We start from the raw sequence: 21,214 nt of genomic DNA, 5'->3' as shown, positions 1-21,214 counted from the left end.
CACGGCCATGACCGACATGCTCAGCGAAAACGAGACCGAAGCCCACGTGGACCTGTTCAGCAAGTTCGATCCCCTGATCGAAATGCGCCGCAACCTGCTGGCCTCGGGCGTGGAAGACCCCTTCAACCTCGTCATGGAACGCGTGCTCTCGCCCACCGTCGCGGTGTGCAACGGGCGCGAGACGATCCTGCTGGGCACCTACAACTACATGGGCATGACCTTCGATCCCGACGTGATCGAGGCGGGCAAGCAGGCGCTGGAGGACTTCGGCTCGGGCACCACCGGCAGCCGCGTGCTCAACGGCACCTATGCCGGGCACAAGGCGGTCGAGCAGGCGCTGTGCGACTTCTACGCCATGGACCATGCCATGGTGTTCTCTACCGGCTATCAGGCCAACCTCGGCATCATCTCCACGATCGCCGGCAAGAGTGACTACATCGTCCTCGACATCGACAGCCACGCCTCGATCTGGGACGGGTGCAAGATGGGCGACGCCGAAGTGGTGCCCTTCAAGCACAACGACATCGTGGCAATGGAAAACCGCCTGCGCCGCATCCCCGCCGAAGCGGGCAAGCTGGTCGTGCTCGAAGGCGTCTATTCGATGCTGGGCGACATTGCCCCGCTCAAGGAAATGATCGCGATCGCCAGGAAGTACGGCGCGATGGTGCTGGTGGACGAGGCACACTCGATGGGCTTCATCGGCCCCAACGGGCGCGGCGTAGCCGAGGATCAGGGCTGCCTCGACCAGGTCGATTTCGTCATCGGCACTTTCTCCAAGTCGGTCGGCACGGTCGGCGGCTTCTGCGTCTCGAACCACCCCAAGTTCGAGATCATGCGGTTGGTCTGCCGCCCCTACGTCTTCACCGCCAGCCTGCCGCCGAGCGTCGTAGCCACCGCCGCGACATCGGTGCGCAAGCTGATGCATGCAGGCAAGAAGCGGGCGCACCTCTGGGAAAATTCGCGCACGCTGCACAAGGGCCTCAAGGACGCGGGCTTCCAGCTCGGCACCGACGCGCCGCAGAGCGCGATCATCTCGGTGATCATGCCCGATCTGGAGCGCGGCGCCGCCATGTGGGAAGCGCTGCTGCATGAAGGGCTCTACGTGAACCTCGCCCGTCCGCCGGCAACGCCCGCGAACATGACGCTGCTGCGCTGCTCGCTCTGCGCCGAACACTCGGCCGAGCAGGTCCAGCAGATCATCGGCATGTTCACCCGCGCGGGCAAGGCGGTCGGCATTCTCGGCTGAGAGCCCGTGGCAGTACGCCGCCGCGTCGTCCTGACCGGACTGGCGCTGGCGCTCGCGGTCTATATCGGCATCCTGTTCTGGAACGACCACCGGCGGGCGGGCCTCGTCGGGCTGAACGACCGGCCCTGCACAGCCGAGGGACGGTCCGTGACCGGCAGCGACTTCGACGACTGGGCCGCGCTGTGCGCCTGGCGCGAGGAGAACCGCCGGCTGGCCGCCGCCGGCACCCGGCCAGACGTCGTCATGATCGGCGATTCGCTGACCGGGCGTTGGCCCGACAGTGCCCCCGGCATCGTCAAACGCGGCGCCGGCGGGCAGACGAGCGCGCAGGTGCTCCTGCGTTTCCGGCAGGACGCACTGTCGCTGCGCCCGCGCATCGTCCACATCCTTGTCGGCTCCAATGACCTGATCGGCCTGGGCGGTCCCTTCACCCTCGAAGAGTTCGAAGGAAACGTGCTCGACATGGCGGAACTGGCGAAGTTTCACGGCGAGACCGTGATCCTCGGCACGATCCCGCCGATGCGCGATTACGCCGGTTTCAAGCCAAGCGATCCCGCGCCGGCCCTGTCCCGGCTCAACACCGCCCTGCGCACGCTGGCAGCCGACCATGGCCTCATCCTGGCAGACTACCACGCAGCCCTCGTCCGGCCCGACGGCACGATGCGCAAGGACCTGTTTCTGGGTGATGGAATTCACCTGACGCCAGAAGGCTACGAGATCGTGCAGGCCGTGTTCGACAAGGCCCTTTCCGAGGCCCGGAACAAGGCTCCGCAGGAATAGCGCCGCCGAACCGGCGCGCCGTTCAATGGATCGAGATAACGCCGTTCACCGCCCGCCATTCCTGCGGTCCGATCAGCCGCTTGTGCGCGACGCGTACCGAATGCAGCGGTCCTTCGATTTCGCGGGCCCAGTAGTCGAGAAACTTGCGCAGGACAGGAAAGGCCGGGGCCTCGTCGTATTGCTGGAAGGCGAAAAGCTGCAGGAGCCTGGGGTGGTCGGGAAGGAAGTAGTGGATCTCTACGGTCGTGAGGCCGTAGCCTTCCATCTGCCTGATGAAATCAGGCGATGCGTGGAAATCCGATGATGCTCCGTCCAGTCGACCAGCCATAGCCCTCCTTTCGGCACCGCACGCATATTGCGGTGCAGCAACGAAAGAATGACACAACGGTGAAGGCAGTCAAGTACCTGCGGACGCCGGGAAATCCATGGCGCGGTGCCTGCTGTCAGCCTGCCCTGGGCCACCGCGGCACGGGCGGGCGATGATAGCTCACATCGTTGCCGTCGCGCGTGGCCTGGCAGGGTTCCTCCGTCGAATAGGCGGTCATCGGCGAGGGCGCCTGCGCCGCCTTGGGAACATCGTAGGTCCCCTCCACGATCGTCACCCGGTTGGCGATCCGCCATTCGGGCCCATCCTTTCCGGCGCGCTTCTGGAGGTGATCGATGTAGCGCCCGGTCGACACGAAGTTCGGCCCCTCGGCCGTGACGCCCGAGAACTGGTAGTAGGTCTCGCAGAACGCCTCGTCCCCCTGCAGGTCGCAAAAGTGGTTCATGACCGCGTGCTGGGTCGATTCGAACATCAGCGTCGTCTGGTCGGCCCAGGGGATGAAGTCGTCCGCCTTGCCGACGAAATGGCCGTGGTCGTCGATCGCGTCGTCCCAGTAGCACGACCGGGCCAGCGCATTGTCCAGCCGGTCGAGCCCGCGGGCATAGCGCAGCAGCACCTGGTGGATCTCGTGGCGATCGACCAGTTCGGCCAGTCTGGCATCGAGGCTCATGGTCAGTCCTTCAGGAAATCGAGCAACATCGGCGCGATCAGCGGCCAGCGCTCGAAGCGGCCGCGGCGCTTGGCGGTATCGACCGGGAAAGTGGAGACGTAGTTCCATTCCTGATCACCCCACGGCGGCTCGACCATGGTCGAATTGGGCAGCAGGCGGTGCACCCATTCCGAAGTCTCGCGCGTATGCGCCATGTCGCTCTTGCCCGAACGGAAGGTGAGGACCGGCATGGTCAGCTTCGCGAAGTCGGCCTCGTCCATGCCCGGCACCGGCGTGTCGTCGGAATAGGCGAAAGCCTTACCCCATTTCTGCATGGTGGCGATGTACTCGTCCGGGTCCTGCGCCAGCAGGATGTCGCGGATCTTCGGATTGCGGGAGATCTGGTCCGCCCAGCTCGGAAGCTGGACGACGGCCTCCATGCCGCCCTTCGAGGCCGCCGCGATCTGGTCGCCGCAGTAGAACCACGCAAGGCCCGCCAGTCCGACCGGTCCGCCACTGATCCACCAGATCGTCATCTTGCGCACATTGTCGGGCATGCGCGCGGCGGCCATCAGGCTGATGCGCGAACCGGCCGAGCCGCCCGCCAGCGTGACGTCCTTCATGCCCAGCGCATCGACCAGCCCGACCAGCGCCTCGCAGTTCATCACCGATTCGCTGGGTGCCGTGAACGCGATGTCGGAGGCGCCGCAGCCCGGGCGGTCCCACAGCAGCACGCGGTATCCGCCCTCGGCCAGCTTCGCGCCCAACTCGGGCACGCCGGCAGTGTCGCGCGGGTAGCGGCCGCCCGGCGTCAGCACGAGCGGCGGCGCGCCCTCATCGCCAATGAGTTCGTAGTCGAGCGTCAGCCCGTTCACGTCGATCTTCGCCAATTGCCTCTCCCCGGCATCGCCTCGTCCGAGGCGTCGCGTATCGTGCCCAGCCTGCGGGCAATCCCGTCAGGCCGCAACCATGGACTTCAAGCCATCGCGTCGGCGCTGACCGCCTCGCGCGGGGTCTCTTCCCAGCGGCCGAGTTTGTAATCGCCGCTGATGGTCGTGCGATACATCAGGCGTTCCTCGTCCGGGTTGTTGCCCGAGACGCAGTGAAGCATGCGCAGGTTGTCCCAGATCGCCATGTCGTTGGGGCTCCACTTGTGATGGTAGCTGCACGTCTCCGCCAGGCGGTTGATCTCCTGGCAGACGTCTTCGAGCAGCGCGTCGCCTTCGGGTGTTTCGTCGCCGAGGATACCCTTCGCCATGTAGGCCGAGACGTGGAGGCACTTCTCGCCGGTCGGGCGCGTCCAGACCGCCGGGTGGATCGCGCGCGACATGGCGGCGACCTGCTCCTTGAAGCTGTCGGGCATCGGCTTGGGTTCGATCATTCGGTACTGCGCCGGGCGGCCGAACTTGAGATCGTCGTACTGCGTCTCGAGGCGGTAGACGATCTCCTTGCCCTCGATCCGTTCGATCAGGTCCTTCGGGAAGGCCTTGTAGAGCGCCACGCCGTCGAGGAAGCCGGTGATGCCGCCATCCTCCACCCGCTCGACCGAACGCAGCACGCCGGCGCGGTTGAGTTCATCGTTGTAGCAATGGTCGAAATGCCAGGGCAGCCAGTGCGAGACCTGCTTGCCGTCGACTTCGACGATGCCGCGCCCGCGCTTGCTGCGGATCTCGATCACGCCGGGAAGCCGGTCGCTATCGACGCGGGCGACGCCCTTGACCGGGTGCTCCTTGAGCGGGCCGAAACAGCTGCTGAGCGCGAGCTGCATTTCATCGGACTGCTCGACGTCCTCGAACACGATCATGCCGTGCTTGATAAAGAGGGCGTCGATCTCGTCGCGCAGCGCCTTGTCCTCGAGCATTTCGCGCGTGAGGCCGCCGATGCGGATACCGAAGGGAAGTCTCTCCTGAAGGGGCCTGACGTCGGTCAGAGGCATATCCAATCTCCCGAAACCTGTTGCAAATTGTATTACTTAGTAATACATCTTATTGCATAGTAATATGATATGCCGAGGGACCCATGGCCGTCAAGCGTAGCCGCAGCGCGACAAGGATGCTGTCGGTCTTCGAGGAGATCGCCCGAACCCAGCCGGTCGGCGTCAGCGCGCTCGCCCGGGAACTGGAAGCGGACAAGAGCGCCGTGCAGCGGGACCTGATGACGCTGGCCGACGCCGGCTGGATCCGGCCCGCGCCGGGCCTTGCGGGTCAGTGGGAGCTCTCGCCGCACATCCTCACGCTCGCCCGTCCGCCACACAGCAACGAAAGCCTGCGCCTGCGCGCCGGACCGATTCTCGAAAGGCTGCGCACCGAAACGGGCGAGACCGCCTATCTGGCGGTGCCCGACAGCGATCACTTCGTCGTCATGGCTGCCGCCGAGAGCCACCACCTGCTGCGCATGGTGCCCGCGATCGGAATCGTCATCCCCATGGAAGGCAGCGCCACCGCCCGCGCGGTCCTGCCCTACCTGCCGGACGAAGAGCAGCAGCGCCTGCTCGGCACGGTTCCCGACGCGGAAACGCAGCGCGAGTTCGTGCGGACCCGCGCGCGCGGCTTTACCGTCAACGACGAAGAGATCCAGGTCGGCGCGGTCGCCATGGCCTCGGCGGTTCTCGGTCCGCGCGGCGTGCCCTTGGGAACGCTGGTGCTGACCGGGCCGGCCGAACGGCTGACGCCCGAACGGCGCGAGGCCATGGGCGCGATGCTGCGCGAGGGCGCGCGCCAGCTCGCCGCGGAGATCAGTTGAGCGCGACGCTCGCCGGCGGAACACACTTCTCGTTGGTCTTCTCCGCGCCGCCGCCCATGAAGGCGATGGCGAGGAAGCCGAGCACCACGAGAAGCGCGAAGGCCGCCGTCACCTTGCCCAGGTGCTTGTCGATCACCGCCTTGATCGGGGCACCGAACAGGCGGAACAGCACGCCCACGATCATGAAGCTGATAGAGCGCGAGATGACCGAGGCGCCGATGAAGACCAGCATGTTCATGTGAATGAAGCCGGCGGTGATCGTCAGCAGCTTGAAGGGAATCGGCGTCGCGCCCTTCACCACGATGATCTCCGCGCCATATTCGCGCAGGTAGCAGGCAGCGGTCGGGAAACTCTCGGCCAGCCCCAGCGCGCGCAGCAGCGCCTCGCCGAAGGCCTGGTAGGCGAAGTGACCAATCGCATAGCCGAGCATGCCGCCCACGACCGAGGCGAACGTGGCGACCGCGGCGAAGCGGACCGCCTTCTTCGGTTCGGCAAGGCACATCAGGCCGAGCAGAGGATGCGGCGGAACCGGGAAGAAACTCGCTTCCATGAATGCGAAGGCGGCGAGCCACCATTCCGCGTGGCGATGCGCCGCCTTCTCCATGGTCCAGTCGTAGAGGCGGCGCAGCATCGATGTCTCCGGAATATCCCTGTGCGCGCTGCTTACCGGGCATGCTGCGTCGCGGCAAGCGGCATGCATGGACACTAGAAATAACCCATTTGGTTATTTTTGTTGACATCGTTACGCTATTTAGGTATATATCAGGAACATCGCGAAGGTCCGAGTCGCCAGGCGCAGGCTGTTCTCCCCGGCACGGGGAGGTGGCAGCGTGACGCGTCGGCCGTGGGGACCAACAATCTCCCGCGACCTCGCTTCGTAACGAGAATCCCCTCCGCCGCCTTTGGCGGTCCCCCTCCCCGTTCCGGGGAGGACGTTGCCCTGAACCCCGTCTCATGGAGATCCCCATGGCCAAGCAGAGTCAGGCCCCGGCACGCCTGTCGCAGCGCCAGTGGCGCAAGCCGTTCCTTGCCGAACTGGCGGCCACGTCCAACGTCTCGGCCGCCGCACGCAAGGCCGGGACCAGCACATCCACCGCCTATGCCCTGCGCCGCGCCGATCCCGAATTCTACCGCGAATGGCAGGAAGCCTTGTGCGAGGGCTACGACCATCTGGAAATGAGCCTGCTCCAGCGCCTGCGCGAAGGCGAGATCAAGCCCGCGCCCGGCGCCAAACGCGGCACGCGCGTGTTCGACAATGCCACCGCCCTGCGCCTGCTCGCCGCCCACCGCGAAACGGCAGCCCGCCAGCGCGCGATCTACGAGAACCGCAATTCCGAAGCGATCCTGGCGGCGATCGACGCCCAGATCGACAAGATGCGCGAACGCAGCCTCAAGGCCCTCTCCGCGCCCAGACCCACGCCGGAGCAGGACGGATAATGCCGGATAGCACTGCATCCTCCCGTCCCCTTCAGGGGAGGGGATCGAGGGGTGGGGGCTCTCCGCCAGGCACAGTGCCAACCGAGGGGCCCCACCCCAACCCCTCCCCTGAAGGGGAGGGGCTTTCCAAGCTCAGCCGGCTCCTCGCCGAACTGAACCTCTCCGAACGCCTGACCTATCTGATGGGCCTGCCACGCGCGGAGCTGCTCGCCGGTCTCGGCAAGCTGACGGCGGAACAGCAGCAGGAAGTGCGGACCCACTGGAAGCTCTGGGCCCGCCCCGAACAGCTTGCGCCCGAAGGGGACTGGCGCACATGGCTGGTCATGGCCGGGCGCGGTTTCGGCAAGACGCGCGCCGGGGCCGAATGGGTCCGCGCGGTGGCCGATGCCGATCCGGACGCGCGCATCGCGCTGGTTGGCGCATCACTGCCCGAAGTGCGCGCAGTGATGGTGGAGGGGGAAAGCGGATTGCTCGCCGTCTGCCCGCTGCGGCACCGGCCTCTTTACGAGCCCAGCCTGCGCCGGGTGGTCTGGCCCAATGGCGCGCAGGCGCTGCTCTATTCGGCGGGCGAGCCGGAATCGCTGCGCGGCCCCCAGCACAGCCACGCCTGGTGCGACGAGATCGCCAAGTGGGACAATGCCTCGCAGCGGGCCGCCCGCGCCTGGGACAACTTGCTGTTCGGCCTGCGGCTGGGCGAACGGCCCCGCATGATGGCCACCACCACGCCGCGCGCGGTGCCGCTGCTGCGGCGCCTGCTGGAGGAGGCCGGAGACGATCTGGCCCTGACCCGCGGCCGGACCGAGGACAATACCGCGAACCTGCCCGAACGCTTCCTGCGCGATATCCGCCGCCAGTTCGGCCAGTCGCTGCTGGGCCGTCAGGAACTCGACGGCGAATTGCTGGAGGACGTGGAAGGCGCGCTGTGGACCCGCACACTGATCGAGCAATGCCGCGAGACCGAAGCGCCCGAACTCGTGCGCGTGGTCGTCGCCGTCGATCCGCCCGCGTCGAGCCATGGCGATGCCTGCGGGATCGTGGTCGCCGGACGGGCCGAGGACGGCTCTGCCCACATCCTCGCCGATGCCTCGGTGGAGCGGGCCAGCCCCGAACGCTGGGCCCGCGCCGCCGCCCGCGCCGCCGGGCTGTGGCACGCGGACAAAGTGGTGGCGGAGGCCAATCAGGGCGGAGCCATGGTGGCAAGCGTGCTGCGCGCCGCCGAACTGGCCCTGCCGCTCAAGCTGGTCCACGCCAGCCGGGGCAAGGCGGCCCGCGCCGAACCCGTCGCCGCGCTCTACGAGACCGGGCGCGTGCGCCACGCCGGGACCTTTCCCGCGCTGGAGGACGAGCTGTGCGGGCTGGTGGCGGGCGGGGCCTATCAGGGCCCGGGCCGCTCGCCGGACCGGGCCGATGCCCTGGTCTGGGCCTTGAGCGAGCTGATGCTGGGCCGGAGCGCCGAGCCGAAGATTCGCATGACGTAAGCCCCCTGTCCTCCCCGGTTCGGGGAGGTGGCGCGCACGAAGGGCGTGACGGAGGGGATTCGCGTCCTCTCGCGACGCTGCGCCGGGGCGAGAATCCCCTCCACCGCCGTCCCGGCGGTCCCCCTCCCCGTGCCGGGGAGGACTGAACACGAAAGGAACCCCATGTCCTTCATCCAATCGCTCCTCGCCGCCTTCAAGGGCGCGAGTGCCCGTGTGCCGCTGGCGCGCGGACCGGCTTCGCCCTGGTTCTTCGCCGATAGCGGAGGCGGGCGGGCGCCGTTCGATTACAACACCGCCGTGCGCCGCGCCTATCTGGAGAACCCGGTGGCGCAGCGCGCGGTGCGGCTGGTGGCCGAAGGAATCGGCGGCGCGCCCCTGAAGCCAGCGGACGCGGCGCTCACCGCGCTCGTCACCGAAACCAGCGCCGGGCAATCGCTGCTGGAAACGCTCGCCGCGCATCTGCTGCTGCACGGCAATGCCTATGTGCAGGTGCTGAAAGACGCACGCGGGCGCCCCGCCGAATTGTTCGCCCTCCGGCCCGAGCGGGTCTCGGTGATCGCGGGCGAGGACGGCTGGCCCGCCGCCTATGCCTATGACGTGGCCGGGCGGCGCCTCTCGATCCCGCTGCTGGACGAGGACGCCTCGCCCCATCTGATTCACATCCGCCATTTCCACCCGGCGGACGATCACTATGGCGCGGGGTGTCTCGCCGCCGCCGATCAGGCCGTCGCCACCCACAACGCCGCCGCGAACTGGAACCGCCAGCTCCTCGAAAACGCGGCGCGGCCCTCCGGCGCGCTGGTTTACGAAACCGGGGACGGCAACGGCCTCACCAGCGACCAGTTCGACCGGCTGCGCGAGGAACTGACGAGCGCCTTTGCAGGCTCGGGCAATGCGGGACGGCCGATGCTGCTGGAAGGTGGGCTGAAATGGCAGGCCATGGCGCTGACCCCGGCGGACATGGACTTCGCCACGCTCAAAGCCGCTGCCGCGCGCGACATCGCGCTCGCCTTCGGGGTGCCGCCGATGCTGCTCGGCCTGCCGGGCGATTCGACTTACGCCAATTACCGCGAGGCCAACCGCGCGCTCTGGCGGCTCACGCTGCTGCCGCTGGCCGCGAAGATCTTCGCCGCGTTGGGCGAGGGACTGGCCCCGTGGTTTCCCGATGCCGCGCTTGCCATCGACCTCGACCGCGTGCCCGCGCTCGCCGAGGACCGCGAGCGGCTCTGGGCGCAAGTGAGCGCGGCGGACTTCCTCGATCCGCAGGAAAAGCGCGCTCTGCTCGGCCTTCCCGCGAAAAACGAAGGGAACATTTCATGAACACTGATGATATGCTCGCCGGGCTTCTGGCCCAGGCGATGGGCGAGAGCGGCGATCTCGTCACGCTGCGCGCGATCGTCGAGGAAGCGAGCGAACTGGGCGCGGCGCGCACGCTCGAACGCATCGGCCTCGACGACGAGACCGCGCATCAGGACCTCTCCGAACTGCGCGAGCTGCTGCAGGCCTGGCGCGATGCCAAGGCGAGCGCGCAGGCCGCCGCGATCGGCTGGATCGTGCGCGCGCTGCTGGCGCTGCTGCTGCTGGGCCTCGCCGTACGGCTGGGCGCGACGGAACTGTTGCGGTGAACCTGCGCTTCGCCGGGTACGCCGCCCTGTTCGGCCAGCGCGATGCCGGGCGCGACGTGATCCGGCCCGGCGCCTTCGCCCGCACGCTAGCCGAGCGCCGCGATCCGCTGCCGCTGTTCTGGCAGCACCGCGCGGACTTGCGCGTGGGCTGGGTGGAAACCGTGGCCGAGGACGAACGCGGCCTCAGGGTGATCGCCTCTGTCGACAATCCCGAAGGCGCGGCGGGCCTGGCCCTGACGCGCGGCGACGTGAGCGGCCTCTCGTTCGGCTACCGCGCGCGGGACAGTCTGCGCACGGCCGAGGGGCGCGAGCTGATCGCGGTCGATCTGTTCGAAGTCAGTCTCGTCACTCACCCGATGCAGCACGGCGCCCGGGTGCACCTCCTGTCCTCCCCGTTTCGGGGAGGTGGCAGCCCGCAGGGCTGACGGAGGGGATTCTCCGCCTCACGCAGCCTCGCGCCGTGCCGAGACTCCGCTCCACCACCCGCTTCGCGGGCGGTCCCTCTCCCCCGACGGGGGAGGATTTCTCCTCTTCCCACACGAAAGGTCTATGCCCATGGATACCCCTACCCAGCCGCTCGACGCCTCGTTCGATCTCGTCACCCGGCAGGACGCCACCGAGCAGGCAGTCGAGGCGCTGCGCGGCGACGTCGACGACGTGAAGGCCCGCCTCGACCGCGTCAGCCGCGCCGCCGCCCGCCCCGCGCTCGACGGCAGCGCCGTGCCCAGCCTCGAAGTGAAAGGCTTCGTCGAAGGCTACTTGCGCCGGGGCCGCGAGACCGAGCTGAAGTCCCTGAACGGCGCCGTGCCTGCCGAGGGCGGCTATGCCGTGCCGCAGGAAATCGACGCGCTGATCGCCGCGCGGCTCAAAAGCATCAGCCCGATCCGCGCGATCGCCCAGGTGGTGCAGACCGGCAGCGCCGGATACCGCAAGCTCATCACCACCGGCGGCACCGCATCGGGCTGGGTGAGCGAGACGGCCGGGCGCCCCGAAACCGCCACCCCGTCCTTCAGCGAGATCGCCCCGCCCTCGGGCGAACTCTACGCCAACCCGGCGGCAAGCCAGGCGATGCTCGACGATGCCCTGTTCGATGTGCAGTCCTGGCTGGCGGACGAGATCGCGATGGAATTCGCGCGGGCCGAAGGCGCGGCTTTCGTGAACGGCAACGGCACGAACCAGCCCAAGGGTTTCCTTGCCGCCGCGAACACCGCCGAGGACGATGCCGCCCGCGCCTTCGGCACGCTGCAGTATCTGGCCTCCGGCAATGCGGCCGGCCTCGGCAACGTGATCGAACTGGTGCTGATCGACCTTGTCCATGCGCTGAAAGCCGGGCACCGGCAGGGTGCGAGCTGGGTGATGAACTCGGCGACGCTGGCCGAAGTGCGCAAGCTCAAGACCACCGACGGCGCCTTCCTGTGGCAACCGGGCCTGACGGACGGCCAGCCGGACCGCCTGCTCGGCTATCCGGTGGTCGAGGCCGAGGACATGCCGGACATCGCCGCCGGGCAGTGCCCGATCGCCTTCGGCAACTTCCGCGCCGGCTACCTGATCGCCGAACGCAGCGCGACCGCGATCCTGCGCGATCCCTTCACCAACAAGCCCTTCGTCCACTTCTACGCTACCAAGCGGATCGGCGGGCAGGTGCTCGATTCGGATGCAATCAAGCTGCTGAAAATCGCGGCCTGACGCTGCGATTGCGCCCGCGCCGTTGCCCTTCCCCTCGGCGACGCGGGCGCACTTCTTTCATCCTTCATCGGAGACGCCCATGAACCGGGTCATCCTTACCCCGCCGGTGCTGCCCGGCACGGCGCTGGCCGAACTCAAGCAATGGCTCGGGATCACCACCACGGCGGACGACGCACCGCTGCTTTCGCTGCTCGCCGCCACGCTCGACGTGTGCGAGGGTTTTACCGGGCAGATGCCGCTGGAGGCCGAATGCGAGGAAGTGCTCCCCGCCACGGCGGGCTGGCACACGCTCGGCACGCGCCCGGTACAGGCGATCAGCACCGCCGAAACCATCGCGCCTGACGGCACCCGCACCGCACTCGATGCCGTTGCTTATGCCATCGATCTGCAGGCCGATGGCACCGGGCGTATCCGCCTGCCCGGCGGCAATGCCCGCGTTGCCGTGCGCTTCACGGCCGGGCTGGCGGCGAACTGGGACGCATTGCCCCAAGCGCTGCGCCACGGGCTGATCCGCCTTGCCGCGCATCAGCACCGCGAGCGTGAAAGCGCGGGCGCGGCACCGCTGCCGCCCGCCTCGGTCGCAGCGCTGTGGCGGCCGTGGCGGCGGGTGCATCTGACATGAGCGGCGGCCTGATAGAGGCCTCGGCGGATTTCGGCGCCCTCGCCGCGCGGCTGATACAACACGCCCGCACGCTCGCAAACGCGCATCTGCAAACCCGCGCTCTGGCTGCGCGGAACGACGAAACCCGCTGGCGCCGGGCGGGCCTGCTCTGGCCGCTCTTCACGAAAGGTTAGCCCATGGAAATCGCCCTGCGCGCCGCCCTGCTCGGCTGGCTGGCGGCCGACGCCACGCTCTCCGGCCAGCTCAACGCGATCGCCGAGGAAGCACCCTCGCGCACCAGCCTGCCCTGGCTCGCGATCTCCGCCAGCGCCAGCGCCGACTGGAGCTGCAAGACCTCGGCCGGCCGCGAAGTGCGCGTGGCGCTCGAACTGCAGTGCCGGGGCGATACCCCCGACGCCGCTGCCGCACTGGTTTCGGCCATCGAGGCCCGGATCGAGAGCCTGCCGCGCGCGCAGGCGGGCTTTGCCGTGGCCACCGTGCAGTTCCTGCGCGCCCGCGTGGAACAGCGCGGCGAAAGCCGCCGCGCGATCCTGCTCGAATACCGCTTCCGCCTGATGGCGGTGTGAAGCGGCGAACCATCCTTCGACGGGCTCAGGATGAGCGGGGTTGATGTTCCCGCGTCCTGTTCCCGCTCAGGCTGAGCTTGTCGAAGCCCCCTCGTAAAAGCCCATTTCCAAGGAGCCCGTCATGACCGCCCAGAAAGGCAGTGCCTTCCTCCTCAAGATTTCCGATGGCGGTTCGCCCGCCGCCTACCAGACCGTCGCCGGGCTGCGGACCACGCAGATGTCGGTGACGGGCGAGACGGTCGTCGTCACCAGCAAGGACAGCGGCGGCTGGCGCGAGCTGCTTTCGGGCGCGGGCGTGCGCGCGGTTTCGGTGAGCGCGGCGGGGATCTTCCTCGGCAGCGCCGCCGAAGCGCAGATCCGCGCCAATGCCCTGGCCGGGACGATCGACGCCTACGAACTGAGTTTCGAGGACGGCGAGAAGCTGCATGGCCAGTTCCTTGTCCAGCGGCTGGACTATGCGGGCGATTTCAACGGGGAGCGCAATTACACGCTCCAGCTCGAAAGCTCCGGCGCCGTGGTGGCGGCATGACCCGTCCTAACCCGCTGCGCGGCGAAGCCACTCTGGTGGTCGAAGGCGCGGCCCATGTCCTGCGCCCCAGCTTCTCGGCGCTGACGGCGGCGGAGGAGGAACTGGGGCCGCTCTTCGCGCTGGTCGAGCGGGCGGGCGCGGGCGAACTGCGCCTCGGCGAGATGGCCGCGCTGTTCTGGCACTGCCTTGCCGATCCCCATGCCGTTTCGCGCGAGGCGGTGGGCGCGGCGGTCATGGCGCAAGGCCTGGCCGCCTGCGCCGCGCCGCTGCGCATGCTGCTCTCGCAGATCCTGAAAGGCACGGGGTGAGCGAGGCGCGCTTCGCCCCGGCCGCGCTGACGCTTTGCGCGCTCGCGGCCCGCTCGCTGCACTGGCGCCCGCACGAGTTCTGGGCGGCAACGCCTGCCGAACTGGCCGCCGCGCTTGGCCTGCTGACGCCCGGCGCGGCGCCATCCGGGCTCGACCGCGAAACCCTGCAACGGTTGATGGAGCACGATCATGACCGATGAAATCGACAGTCTGCTGGTGGACGTCCGCGCCAGCACCGAAGGCTTCGCGCGCGACATCGCCGCGATGCGCGGCGCGGTGGACGGCGATCTCGTCTCCGGCTTCACCAAGGCGGGCAACGCGCTGGAGAAAGGTCTCGCCAGCGCGATCCGCAGCGGCAGCCTGGGCTTCGACGATCTCAAACGCGTGGCCCTTTCCACGCTGGACGAAATCGCCGCACAGGCCGCGCAGACGCTGGTTTCGGCCATTGGCGGCAGCACGCCGGGCGGCGGACTGTTCGATTTCGCCGGGCTGTTTTCCAGCGTGCTCGGCCTGCCCGGCCGCGCGACCGGCGGCAATGTTTCGCCAGGGCGCGGCTATATAGTGGGCGAGCGCGGACCGGAACTGTTCGTGCCCACCTCCGCAGGGCGTGTCGAGGCCGGCACGGCTCCCGTCAGCCGCGACGTGCGGGTGGCGATCAACGTCACGGCGCCGCGCACCAGCAGCACGCCGCAGTCGCTCCGGCGCTCCACGCGGCAGGTAGCCAGCGCGGTACGCCGCGCGCTGACCTCGGGCTGAAGGCATCGCCCCCTCAACCAAAAGGTATTCCCATGGCATTCTGGCTCGCAAGCAAGCGCCAGGGTCAGGCCAGCGACTGGATCACGCGTTTCGATCCGCGCTTCTGGACCGTGAACTTCCCCCGCCCGATGGTGGCAACGGTCGTTTCGACCGGGCCGGCCTCGCTGCGCGTGGATGCGTCCTTCCTGCGCAAGGGCGATCTGGGCGGGTTGATCTGGTCCAGCGAGGACCGGCTCGACCACCCGCTGCTCGCATACAGGACCGACCGCAACTACGCCCGCACCTCGTTCCGCTTTCGCTGGCGATCGGGCGGCGTGCTTCCGCTCGATGCCGTTTACGGCCCGACGCTGACCATCGAGGGGCGCGATGAACACGGCGCGGCGCGCACTTGGTACGTGCGGCTCTGGAACTATGCGCAGGGGACGGGCGAGGACGCGGCGCTCACGCTGAACTTTTCCGATCTGCAGGCCGGCTTTTCCTTGCCCGGCGAGGCCATCTGGCCCGGCGACATCGACCGCATGTTCATCTCCTTCGCCCCGCCCGGCTACGACGGCAGCGGCGATCCGCTGCCTGCAGAGGTGGAAGGCTGGATCGAAATGAGCGGGATTGCCACCGACGGCGCCCGCGCCATGCTGGAGATCGGCGACCTGCTGGTGCCCCCGCACGGCCTCGCTCTCGCCACCGGCTACGACGACGAAGGCGTGCAGACACCGGCCCGGCTGCTGCGCAACACCCGCCAGCTCGGCTATCGCGGGTCGGTGGTGCACTATGTGGGCATGAGTCATTACTTCCGGCTCACGGCCGATTCCGGCGCCTATCTGGCCGGGCAGGGTGCCGATCCGCTCAATACCCCAACCCGTGCGTGGCACCGCGCCTTCTTCGCGGAATGCGTGGCCATGGGGTTCAGCCCCGTCGCCTCGCTGTCCTACGAACTGCTGGACCAGCACTGCCCGGAAAACTGGAAGCAGCGCGACGGGCTGGGCCATCCGGCGCTGACCGGATGGGCCCCGCCTTCCACGCTGCTTTCCCCCGCCAGTGCGCAGGCCATGACCTGGCTGCAATCGGTGGCAACAGCCTTCGCCGAACTGATGGCCGATGCCGGGGCGCCGGTCCGCTTCCAGGTCGGCGAGCCGTGGTGGTGGACCTTCCCCGACGGGCGCATCTGCCTCTACGACGAAGCCGCAACGCTTGCCTTCGGGGGCGCTCCGCCCGCCATCCCCGACATGCGCGCACCGCTCGATACGGCGCAGACAGACCTGCTCGACGCGGCGGGCGCAGTGCTCGCGCAATCGACCGCCGATCTGGTGGATGCGGTCCGCGCTGCTGCCGCGCCGGAACCGGTCGAGGCGCTGGCGCTGGTCTTCACACCCACGCTGCTGGCCGCCGACATGCCCGAACTCAAGCGCGCGAACCTGCCGACGGGCTGGGCCTCCCCCGCGTTCGACCGGCTGCAGGTGGAGGACTACGACTGGCTAACCGCCGGGGCCGACGGCCTGCGCCGCAAGGCCTATGCCGAAGTGAACGAACGGCTCGGTTATCCGCCCGAAGAGCAGGACTACCTCGCCGGGTTCGTGCTCGATCCGGTCAACAGCGACGAATGGCGGCGCATCGATGCCGGCATCGACGAGGCACTGGCCCGCGCCCCGCATGAAGTGGTGGTCTGGGCGCTGCCGCAGATCGCGCGCGATGGATATGTCCGCCTCCCTTCCCACGCCAACGCAGGAATCGATGCCATGCAGGCCTTCGACGATATCGCCTATCCCCTGGCCCTGGGGCGGGACGCGACCGTGATTCCCGAATTCTCGACCAGCGTCGCGGTCACCGCATCCGGGTTCGAACGGCGCAACAGCCTGTGGTCCAACGCGCGGCTGCGCTTCGATGTCGGGCCGGGCGTGCGATCGGAGGCGGAACTGGGCACGCTGATCGCCTTCTACCGCGCCCGGCGCGGCCCGGCGCGCGGGTTCCGGCTACGCGATCCTTTGGACCACAGCTCGAACGGCATGACCGGCGGCCCCACCCCGCTCGATCAGGTGCTGGGCAGCGGCGACGGCCTCAGGACCGAATTCGCGCTGGTAAAGACATACGGCGAGGACAATGCGGCGCAGATCCGCCGGATCACCCGGCCGGACGTCGCGACCCTGCTCGTTTCCATCGACGGCGCGATGCAGGCGGGGAACTGGGCGCCGGGCGATCTCGGCACGATCGCGTTCGACACGCCGCCCGCCGCGGGCGCGGTGGTGCGCGCGGGGTTCCTGTTCGATGTGCCGGTGCGCTTTGCCGAGGACCAGCTCGAAGTGTCCGGGGCCGCCTTTGCCGCCGGCGAGGCCCCGAGCGTGCCCGTGGTCGAGATCCGGGAAGCGTCATGAGCAGGGTCTGGTTCGCGAACGACCTGGAATCCATTGCCACGTTCTGGCGCGTATTGCGCCGCGACGGGGTGACACTGGGCTTCACCACGCACGACCGCGACTTGTGGTTCGACGGCGTGCTGCACCGAGCCTCGCCGGGCATGGTGCCCTCCTCCATCCGCAAGTCCGCAGACTTCGAGCCGGACAGCGCCGAAGCGAACGGAGCGCTGACGCATGACTCCATCGCAAGCGAGGACCTGGCCGCCGGCCGCTTCGACGGCGCGCAGGTGCGCATCGGCCTGGTGGACTGGGACACCCTGCAGAGCCACGTACTCTACGCCGGCACCATCGGCACCGTCGCCGAGGAAGACGGCCGCTTTTCCGCCGACCTCGTCTCACGCAAGGCCGAGCTGCAGCGCGATCCGGTCCCGCGCACCAGCCCGACCTGTCGTGCGCCCTTTTGCGGGCCGGGATGCAATCTCAATCCGGCTGCCCATACCCGCGAGGTCGCGCTGTCCTCGCTGGACACGACCGCGAACTCCGCCCTGTTCGCCGGGGGCCCCGACCCGGCGCTCTACGCTGGCGGTACCTTGCGCTGGCTCGGCGGACCACAAGCCGGGATCGCGATGGGCGTGATGGCCGGCGACGGCGCGAGCGGCCTCGTCCTCGACGCGCCGCTCGACGCAGGCATCCCCGCCGGCACCCGCGCCCTGCTGCGCGAGGGCTGCGATCATACGCTGGGCACCTGCTCCGCCCGGTTCGGCAATGCCGTCAATTTCCGGGGCGAGCCCTTCCTGCCCGGCAACGACCTGCTTACGCGCTACCCCGCCCCCACGTCATGACCGGGCCCGAACTGGCGCGCGCCGCGCGGGCACTGGTGGGCACGCCTTTTCGCCTGCACGGGCGCGATCCGGGAACCGGGCTGGACTGCGTCGGCGTGCTCGAAGCCGCCTGTGCGGCTTGCGGAACGCCCGTGCGCCTTCCCAACGGCTATGCCCTGCGCTGCCGCGACCTGTCCCTACCAGCCGGGCTCGCGGCGCAGGCGGGGTTGCGGGAAACCGGGGCGCCGGTCGAGGCGGGGCACGTCCTGCTGATGCGGCCGGCGCCCTACCAGCACCACCTCGCCATCGCGACCGCGCCCGACCGCATGGTCCACGCCCACGCAGGCCTGCGCCGCGTCGTCGAGGGGCCGATCCCCGGCGACTGGCCCCTCCTCGGCCACTGGCGCGCGCATTCACCAAGGAACTGACATGGCAACGATCGTCTTCAATGCGGTGGGCACGTACCTGGGTGGCCCGATCGGCGGCGCCATCGGGTCGCTGTTCGGCCGCCAGTTCGACACCGCGCTTTTCGGCACCTCCAGTCGCCGGGGACCGCGCCTCACCGAACTGGCGGTCTCCACCTCCAGCTACGGCCAGCTGCTGCCGCGCCATTTCGGCCGCATGCGCGTCGCGGGCGCGATCATCTGGGCCGCCGACCTCGTCGAACACAGCGAGACGCGCGGCGGCGGCAAGGGCGCGCCATCCATGACGGCCTACAGTTACACCGCCAGCTTCGCGGTCGCGCTCGCCAGCCGGCCGATCTCGGGGCTTGGCCGCATCTGGGCCGACGGCAAGCTGCTGCGCGGCGAGGCGGGCGACCTCAAGGTGGGCGGCACCCTGAGAATCCACACTGGCGAGGGCGATCAGGCCGCCGATCCGCTGATGCTCTCCGCCGAGGGCGAAGCCAGCTGCCCGGCCTGTCGCGACCTGGCCTACGTCGTGTTCGAGGATCTCGACCTGGCGGACTACTTCAACCGCATCCCCGCCCTCACTTTCGAAGTGATCGCCGACGAGGGCTTCGGCCTCGAGGACGTGATCGGCGATCTCCTGGAAGACGTCGACGCCGGTGTTGCCCTCCAGGGCATCGCCGGGTGGACCTGCGATGGTCCGCTGTTCGAAAGCCTGCAGGCGCTCGGCCAGGTCGTCCCGCTCCAGGCGGATGCCGGCGCCGAGACGCTGGTGATCGCGCGCGAACGGCTGCAGGGGGACACCATCGCCTTGCCCGAGCCAGCGGTGGCGACCGGCGACGATGCGTTCGGCACCGTGTCGGGCTTTACCCGACATCGCGCCCCGCCTCCCGAACGGCCGCCTTCGACCTTGCGCTATTACGATACCGGCCGCGACTACCAGCCCAGCCTGCAGCACGCCTCCGGTCGGTCAGCCCCGGGCGGCGCGGACACGATCGAACTGCCCGCCGCGCTCGATTCCGCCACGGCCAGAGCCCTGATCGAGAAGACCGCGCGCCGCATCGACTGGGCGCGCGAACGCATGTCCTGGCGAAGCTGCGAACTCGATCCGGCAGTCGCGCCCGGCACGATCGTCACGCTGCCCGCTGTGGCCGGGCACTGGCGCGTCCTCGACTGGGAATGGTGCGAGAGCGGGGTGGAACTGTCGCTGGAACGCATGCTTCCGACCGGAGCCGATACCACGCCCGACCTCGCCGCCGATCCCGGCCGAGCCAATCCGCCGGCGGACGATCCGACGGGCACGAGCGCCCTTGTCGCCTTCGAACTCCCGCTCGATGCCGCCGGTACGCCAGCCGATGCGCCCCGCCCCTTCGCCGCCGTTGCGAGCACCAGCGCCCACTGGAGCGGTGCCGCGCTCTATGCCGATCGCGGCGACGGCGCGCTGCTGCCGCTTGGTCCGAGCGGCCGGACACGCAGCGTGATCGGCACGGCGGCATCGGTGCTGTCGCCAGCCAGCCCGCTGCTGTTCGACCGCAGCTCGCAACTCCTCGTATCGCTTGTCGATCCGGCCATGCAGCTCGTCCCGGCCGATACGCGGCAACTCGCCTTCGGTGCGAATCTGGCTCTCGTCGGCGAGGAAATCCTGCAATTCGCGCAGGCGACCTCGCTCGGGAGCGGAAACTGGCGACTGGAAGGCCTCCTGCGCGGACGGGGCGGCACGGAGCCGGCGATCGCCACGCATGGCACCGGGGAAGCCTTCGTCCTGCTGGATGCGCGGCCTGTCGCGCTGAATCCCGCCATCCTCGGCAGAGAACCCGCCCGCCAGGTCGTCGCGATCGGCCGCGGCGACAGCGATCCGGTCGCGGCACCCGTGCTGCTCGACGGCGTGACCCTGCGCCCGCTCGCCCCGGTCCATCCGCGCTGCGCCACGCTGGCCGACGGAACATGGCGCCTGTCCTGGACACGCCGTGCACGCGGCGGTTGGCAATGGCAGGACGGCGTGGACATGCCTCTCGTCGAACAGGCCGAAACCTATCTCGTGACGCTCGGTCCCATCGATGCGCCGGTCGCGATGTGGTCCACCGCCGGTCCTCTCCTCGAAATTCCCGCGCAAGTAATTTCGGACCTCTCGGCCACCGCTCCGGGCACGGCCCTGCGCGTGCGCCAACAGGGAACCCACAGCCTTTCCGCCCCCCTGCTGCTTTGCACTCTCCCCTGACAAGCCTTCAAAACCGGAGACTTCCATGACCGATCCCGTGACGTTCGCAAGCGTCAGCCCGCGATTCGCCCTGCCGCTGCTCTATTCCGGGCAGGCGCAGAAAGAGACTTTCGTGAACGAGGCCTTCGCCCTCGCGGATGCCTTGCTTCACTGCAGCATCGAAAGCGAAGCCGCCTCGCCACCCGCTTCCCCGGCCGACGGGCAGAACTGGCTCGTGGCCGCCGGTGCCACCGGCGAGTGGGCGGGCCATGAAGGGGCACTGGCCTCCCGCCAGGCGGGAAACTGGATCTTCATCCCGCCACGCGACGGCCTGCGCGTACTCGATCTGTCATCGGCCCAGGACCGGGTGTTTCTGGGCACGTGGAGAAAAGCGCCATCGCTCTCGGAACCAATCGGAGGAACGACCGTTGATAGTGAGGCCCGAGCCGTGATCGGTGATCTGATCATGGCCCTTCGGGGCCTGGGTATCTTTCCGTCAGTATGATGGGCACGCAATGAACGGGGGTGTTTTGGGCAATGTCGACTTGTCTTTCCAAGTCAAAACAAGCACCCAACCCCACGAAAACGCGACATTCTTGCAACAGTCGCTGTCATTGTGCGCTTGCACCCCGTTGGCGGAGGAGTTAGACACCCGATGCACTCGGTGGCTCCATATCTCTATTATTAGGGGAAAC

The 21,214-nt window shown here is 68.6% G+C and carries 26 protein-coding genes; 21 read left to right on the top strand and 5 right to left on the bottom strand.

What is annotated here, in order from left to right; genetic code table 11:
* Positions 1-7 precede the first annotated feature (7 nt).
* Together spt and NZK81_RS06645 are read left to right on the top strand one after the other, a co-directional pair.
* Positions 8-1,246, top strand: coding sequence for a serine palmitoyltransferase (gene spt / locus NZK81_RS06650; RefSeq protein ID WP_260045131.1), 1,239 nt, complete (start codon positions 8-10; stop codon positions 1,244-1,246).
* A gap of 6 nt (positions 1,247-1,252) precedes the next feature.
* Entirely contained in the window at positions 1,253-2,026 is a 774-nt protein-coding gene (locus NZK81_RS06645) for a GDSL-type esterase/lipase family protein (RefSeq protein ID WP_260045129.1), read from the top strand.
* 22 nt (positions 2,027-2,048) lie between these two features.
* Here the strand turns inward: NZK81_RS06645 and NZK81_RS06640 are convergent, their stop codons facing one another.
* The 4 genes from NZK81_RS06640 to NZK81_RS06625 form a co-directional block, all read right to left on the bottom strand.
* The gene (locus tag NZK81_RS06640) at positions 2,049-2,354 is read right to left on the bottom strand and encodes an usg protein (RefSeq protein WP_260045127.1); all 306 of its coding nucleotides are present in this window, start codon (positions 2,352-2,354) and stop codon (positions 2,049-2,051) included.
* A gap of 115 nt (positions 2,355-2,469) precedes the next feature.
* Complete coding sequence (locus tag NZK81_RS06635) at positions 2,470-3,021, bottom strand: nuclear transport factor 2 family protein (protein WP_260045125.1); 552 nt, start codon at positions 3,019-3,021, stop codon at positions 2,470-2,472.
* A gap of 2 nt (positions 3,022-3,023) precedes the next feature.
* Positions 3,024-3,890 carry an alpha/beta fold hydrolase gene (locus tag NZK81_RS06630; RefSeq protein ID WP_260045123.1) on the bottom strand — a complete coding sequence of 289 codons (867 nt, stop codon included), beginning with the start codon at positions 3,888-3,890 and terminating at the stop codon, positions 3,024-3,026.
* 86 nt (positions 3,891-3,976) lie between these two features.
* A complete protein-coding gene (locus NZK81_RS06625) occupies positions 3,977-4,936 on the bottom strand; it encodes a TauD/TfdA dioxygenase family protein (protein WP_260045121.1) in 960 nt (319 codons plus the stop codon).
* 83 nt (positions 4,937-5,019) lie between these two features.
* Here NZK81_RS06625 and NZK81_RS06620 point away from each other — a divergent pair, with 83 nt between their 5' ends.
* Positions 5,020-5,742, top strand: coding sequence for an IclR family transcriptional regulator (locus tag NZK81_RS06620; protein ID WP_260045119.1), 723 nt, complete (start codon positions 5,020-5,022; stop codon positions 5,740-5,742).
* Here the strand turns inward: NZK81_RS06620 and NZK81_RS06615 are convergent.
* Positions 5,735-6,373, bottom strand: coding sequence for a YqaA family protein (locus NZK81_RS06615; RefSeq protein WP_260045117.1), 639 nt, complete (start codon positions 6,371-6,373; stop codon positions 5,735-5,737). The genes NZK81_RS06620 and NZK81_RS06615 overlap by 8 nt on opposite strands.
* A 335-nt stretch (positions 6,374-6,708) precedes the next feature.
* On the opposite strand from NZK81_RS06615, the gene NZK81_RS06610 reads away from it, so the two are divergent.
* From NZK81_RS06610 to NZK81_RS06525, 18 genes are all read left to right on the top strand, one after another.
* Positions 6,709-7,179: a hypothetical protein gene (locus NZK81_RS06610; RefSeq protein ID WP_260045115.1), complete on the top strand. Its 471-nt coding sequence runs from the start codon at positions 6,709-6,711 to the stop codon at positions 7,177-7,179.
* Between the two features lie 182 nt (positions 7,180-7,361).
* Complete coding sequence (locus NZK81_RS06605; RefSeq protein ID WP_260045339.1) at positions 7,362-8,657, top strand: DNA-packaging protein; 1,296 nt, start codon at positions 7,362-7,364, stop codon at positions 8,655-8,657.
* Positions 8,658-8,819: 162 nt separating this feature from the next.
* Entirely contained in the window at positions 8,820-9,977 is a 1,158-nt protein-coding gene (locus tag NZK81_RS06600) for a phage portal protein (protein WP_260045113.1), read from the top strand.
* Entirely contained in the window at positions 9,974-10,282 is a 309-nt protein-coding gene (locus NZK81_RS06595) for a DUF6127 family protein (RefSeq protein ID WP_260045111.1), read from the top strand. The genes NZK81_RS06600 and NZK81_RS06595 overlap by 4 nt, the downstream gene beginning before the upstream one ends.
* A gap of 2 nt (positions 10,283-10,284) precedes the next feature.
* Positions 10,285-10,707: an HK97 family phage prohead protease gene (locus NZK81_RS06590; RefSeq protein WP_260045337.1), complete on the top strand. Its 423-nt coding sequence runs from the start codon at positions 10,285-10,287 to the stop codon at positions 10,705-10,707.
* A gap of 124 nt (positions 10,708-10,831) precedes the next feature.
* A complete protein-coding gene (locus NZK81_RS06585; RefSeq protein ID WP_419181657.1) occupies positions 10,832-11,968 on the top strand; it encodes a phage major capsid protein in 1,137 nt (378 codons plus the stop codon).
* Positions 11,969-12,047: 79 nt separating this feature from the next.
* Positions 12,048-12,590 (top strand): head-tail connector protein, encoded by a 543-nt coding sequence (locus NZK81_RS06580; protein ID WP_260045107.1) that lies wholly within the window; start codon positions 12,048-12,050, stop codon positions 12,588-12,590.
* Positions 12,587-12,763: a hypothetical protein gene (locus NZK81_RS06575; protein WP_260045105.1), complete on the top strand. Its 177-nt coding sequence runs from the start codon at positions 12,587-12,589 to the stop codon at positions 12,761-12,763. Before NZK81_RS06580 ends, NZK81_RS06575 begins: the two co-directional genes overlap by 4 nt.
* 3 nt (positions 12,764-12,766) lie before the next feature.
* Entirely contained in the window at positions 12,767-13,156 is a 390-nt protein-coding gene (locus NZK81_RS06570) for a DUF3168 domain-containing protein (RefSeq protein WP_260045104.1), read from the top strand.
* A gap of 121 nt (positions 13,157-13,277) precedes the next feature.
* Positions 13,278-13,685: a phage major tail protein, TP901-1 family gene (locus tag NZK81_RS06565; protein WP_260045102.1), complete on the top strand. Its 408-nt coding sequence runs from the start codon at positions 13,278-13,280 to the stop codon at positions 13,683-13,685.
* Positions 13,682-13,993 (top strand): gene transfer agent family protein, encoded by a 312-nt coding sequence (locus NZK81_RS06560; protein ID WP_260045099.1) that lies wholly within the window; start codon positions 13,682-13,684, stop codon positions 13,991-13,993. The genes NZK81_RS06565 and NZK81_RS06560 overlap by 4 nt, the downstream gene beginning before the upstream one ends.
* Entirely contained in the window at positions 13,990-14,193 is a 204-nt protein-coding gene (locus NZK81_RS06555; RefSeq protein WP_260045096.1) for a phage tail assembly chaperone, read from the top strand. Before NZK81_RS06560 ends, NZK81_RS06555 begins: the two co-directional genes overlap by 4 nt.
* Positions 14,183-14,749, top strand: coding sequence for a tail tape measure protein (locus tag NZK81_RS06550; RefSeq protein ID WP_260045094.1), 567 nt, complete (start codon positions 14,183-14,185; stop codon positions 14,747-14,749). The genes NZK81_RS06555 and NZK81_RS06550 overlap by 11 nt, the downstream gene beginning before the upstream one ends.
* Positions 14,750-14,781: 32 nt before the next feature.
* Positions 14,782-17,115, top strand: coding sequence for a DUF2460 domain-containing protein (locus tag NZK81_RS06545; protein ID WP_260045092.1), 2,334 nt, complete (start codon positions 14,782-14,784; stop codon positions 17,113-17,115).
* Positions 17,112-17,936: a DUF2163 domain-containing protein gene (locus NZK81_RS06540; RefSeq protein ID WP_260045089.1), complete on the top strand. Its 825-nt coding sequence runs from the start codon at positions 17,112-17,114 to the stop codon at positions 17,934-17,936. The genes NZK81_RS06545 and NZK81_RS06540 overlap by 4 nt, the downstream gene beginning before the upstream one ends.
* A complete protein-coding gene (locus tag NZK81_RS06535) occupies positions 17,933-18,343 on the top strand; it encodes a hypothetical protein (RefSeq protein ID WP_260045088.1) in 411 nt (136 codons plus the stop codon). Before NZK81_RS06540 ends, NZK81_RS06535 begins: the two co-directional genes overlap by 4 nt.
* Position 18,344: 1 nt before the next feature.
* Positions 18,345-20,540: a phage tail protein gene (locus NZK81_RS06530; RefSeq protein WP_260045086.1), complete on the top strand. Its 2,196-nt coding sequence runs from the start codon at positions 18,345-18,347 to the stop codon at positions 20,538-20,540.
* A 25-nt stretch (positions 20,541-20,565) separates the two neighbouring features.
* Complete coding sequence (locus tag NZK81_RS06525; RefSeq protein WP_260045083.1) at positions 20,566-21,024, top strand: DUF2793 domain-containing protein; 459 nt, start codon at positions 20,566-20,568, stop codon at positions 21,022-21,024.
* Positions 21,025-21,214 lie beyond the last annotated feature (190 nt).

This window comes from Novosphingobium mangrovisedimenti (assembly GCF_025153475.1).
Taxonomy (GTDB): domain Bacteria; phylum Pseudomonadota; class Alphaproteobacteria; order Sphingomonadales; family Sphingomonadaceae; genus Novosphingobium; species Novosphingobium mangrovi_A.
The sequence above is the reverse complement of the archived record's forward strand: the minus strand, read 5'-3'. Positions and strand labels throughout refer to the sequence as shown.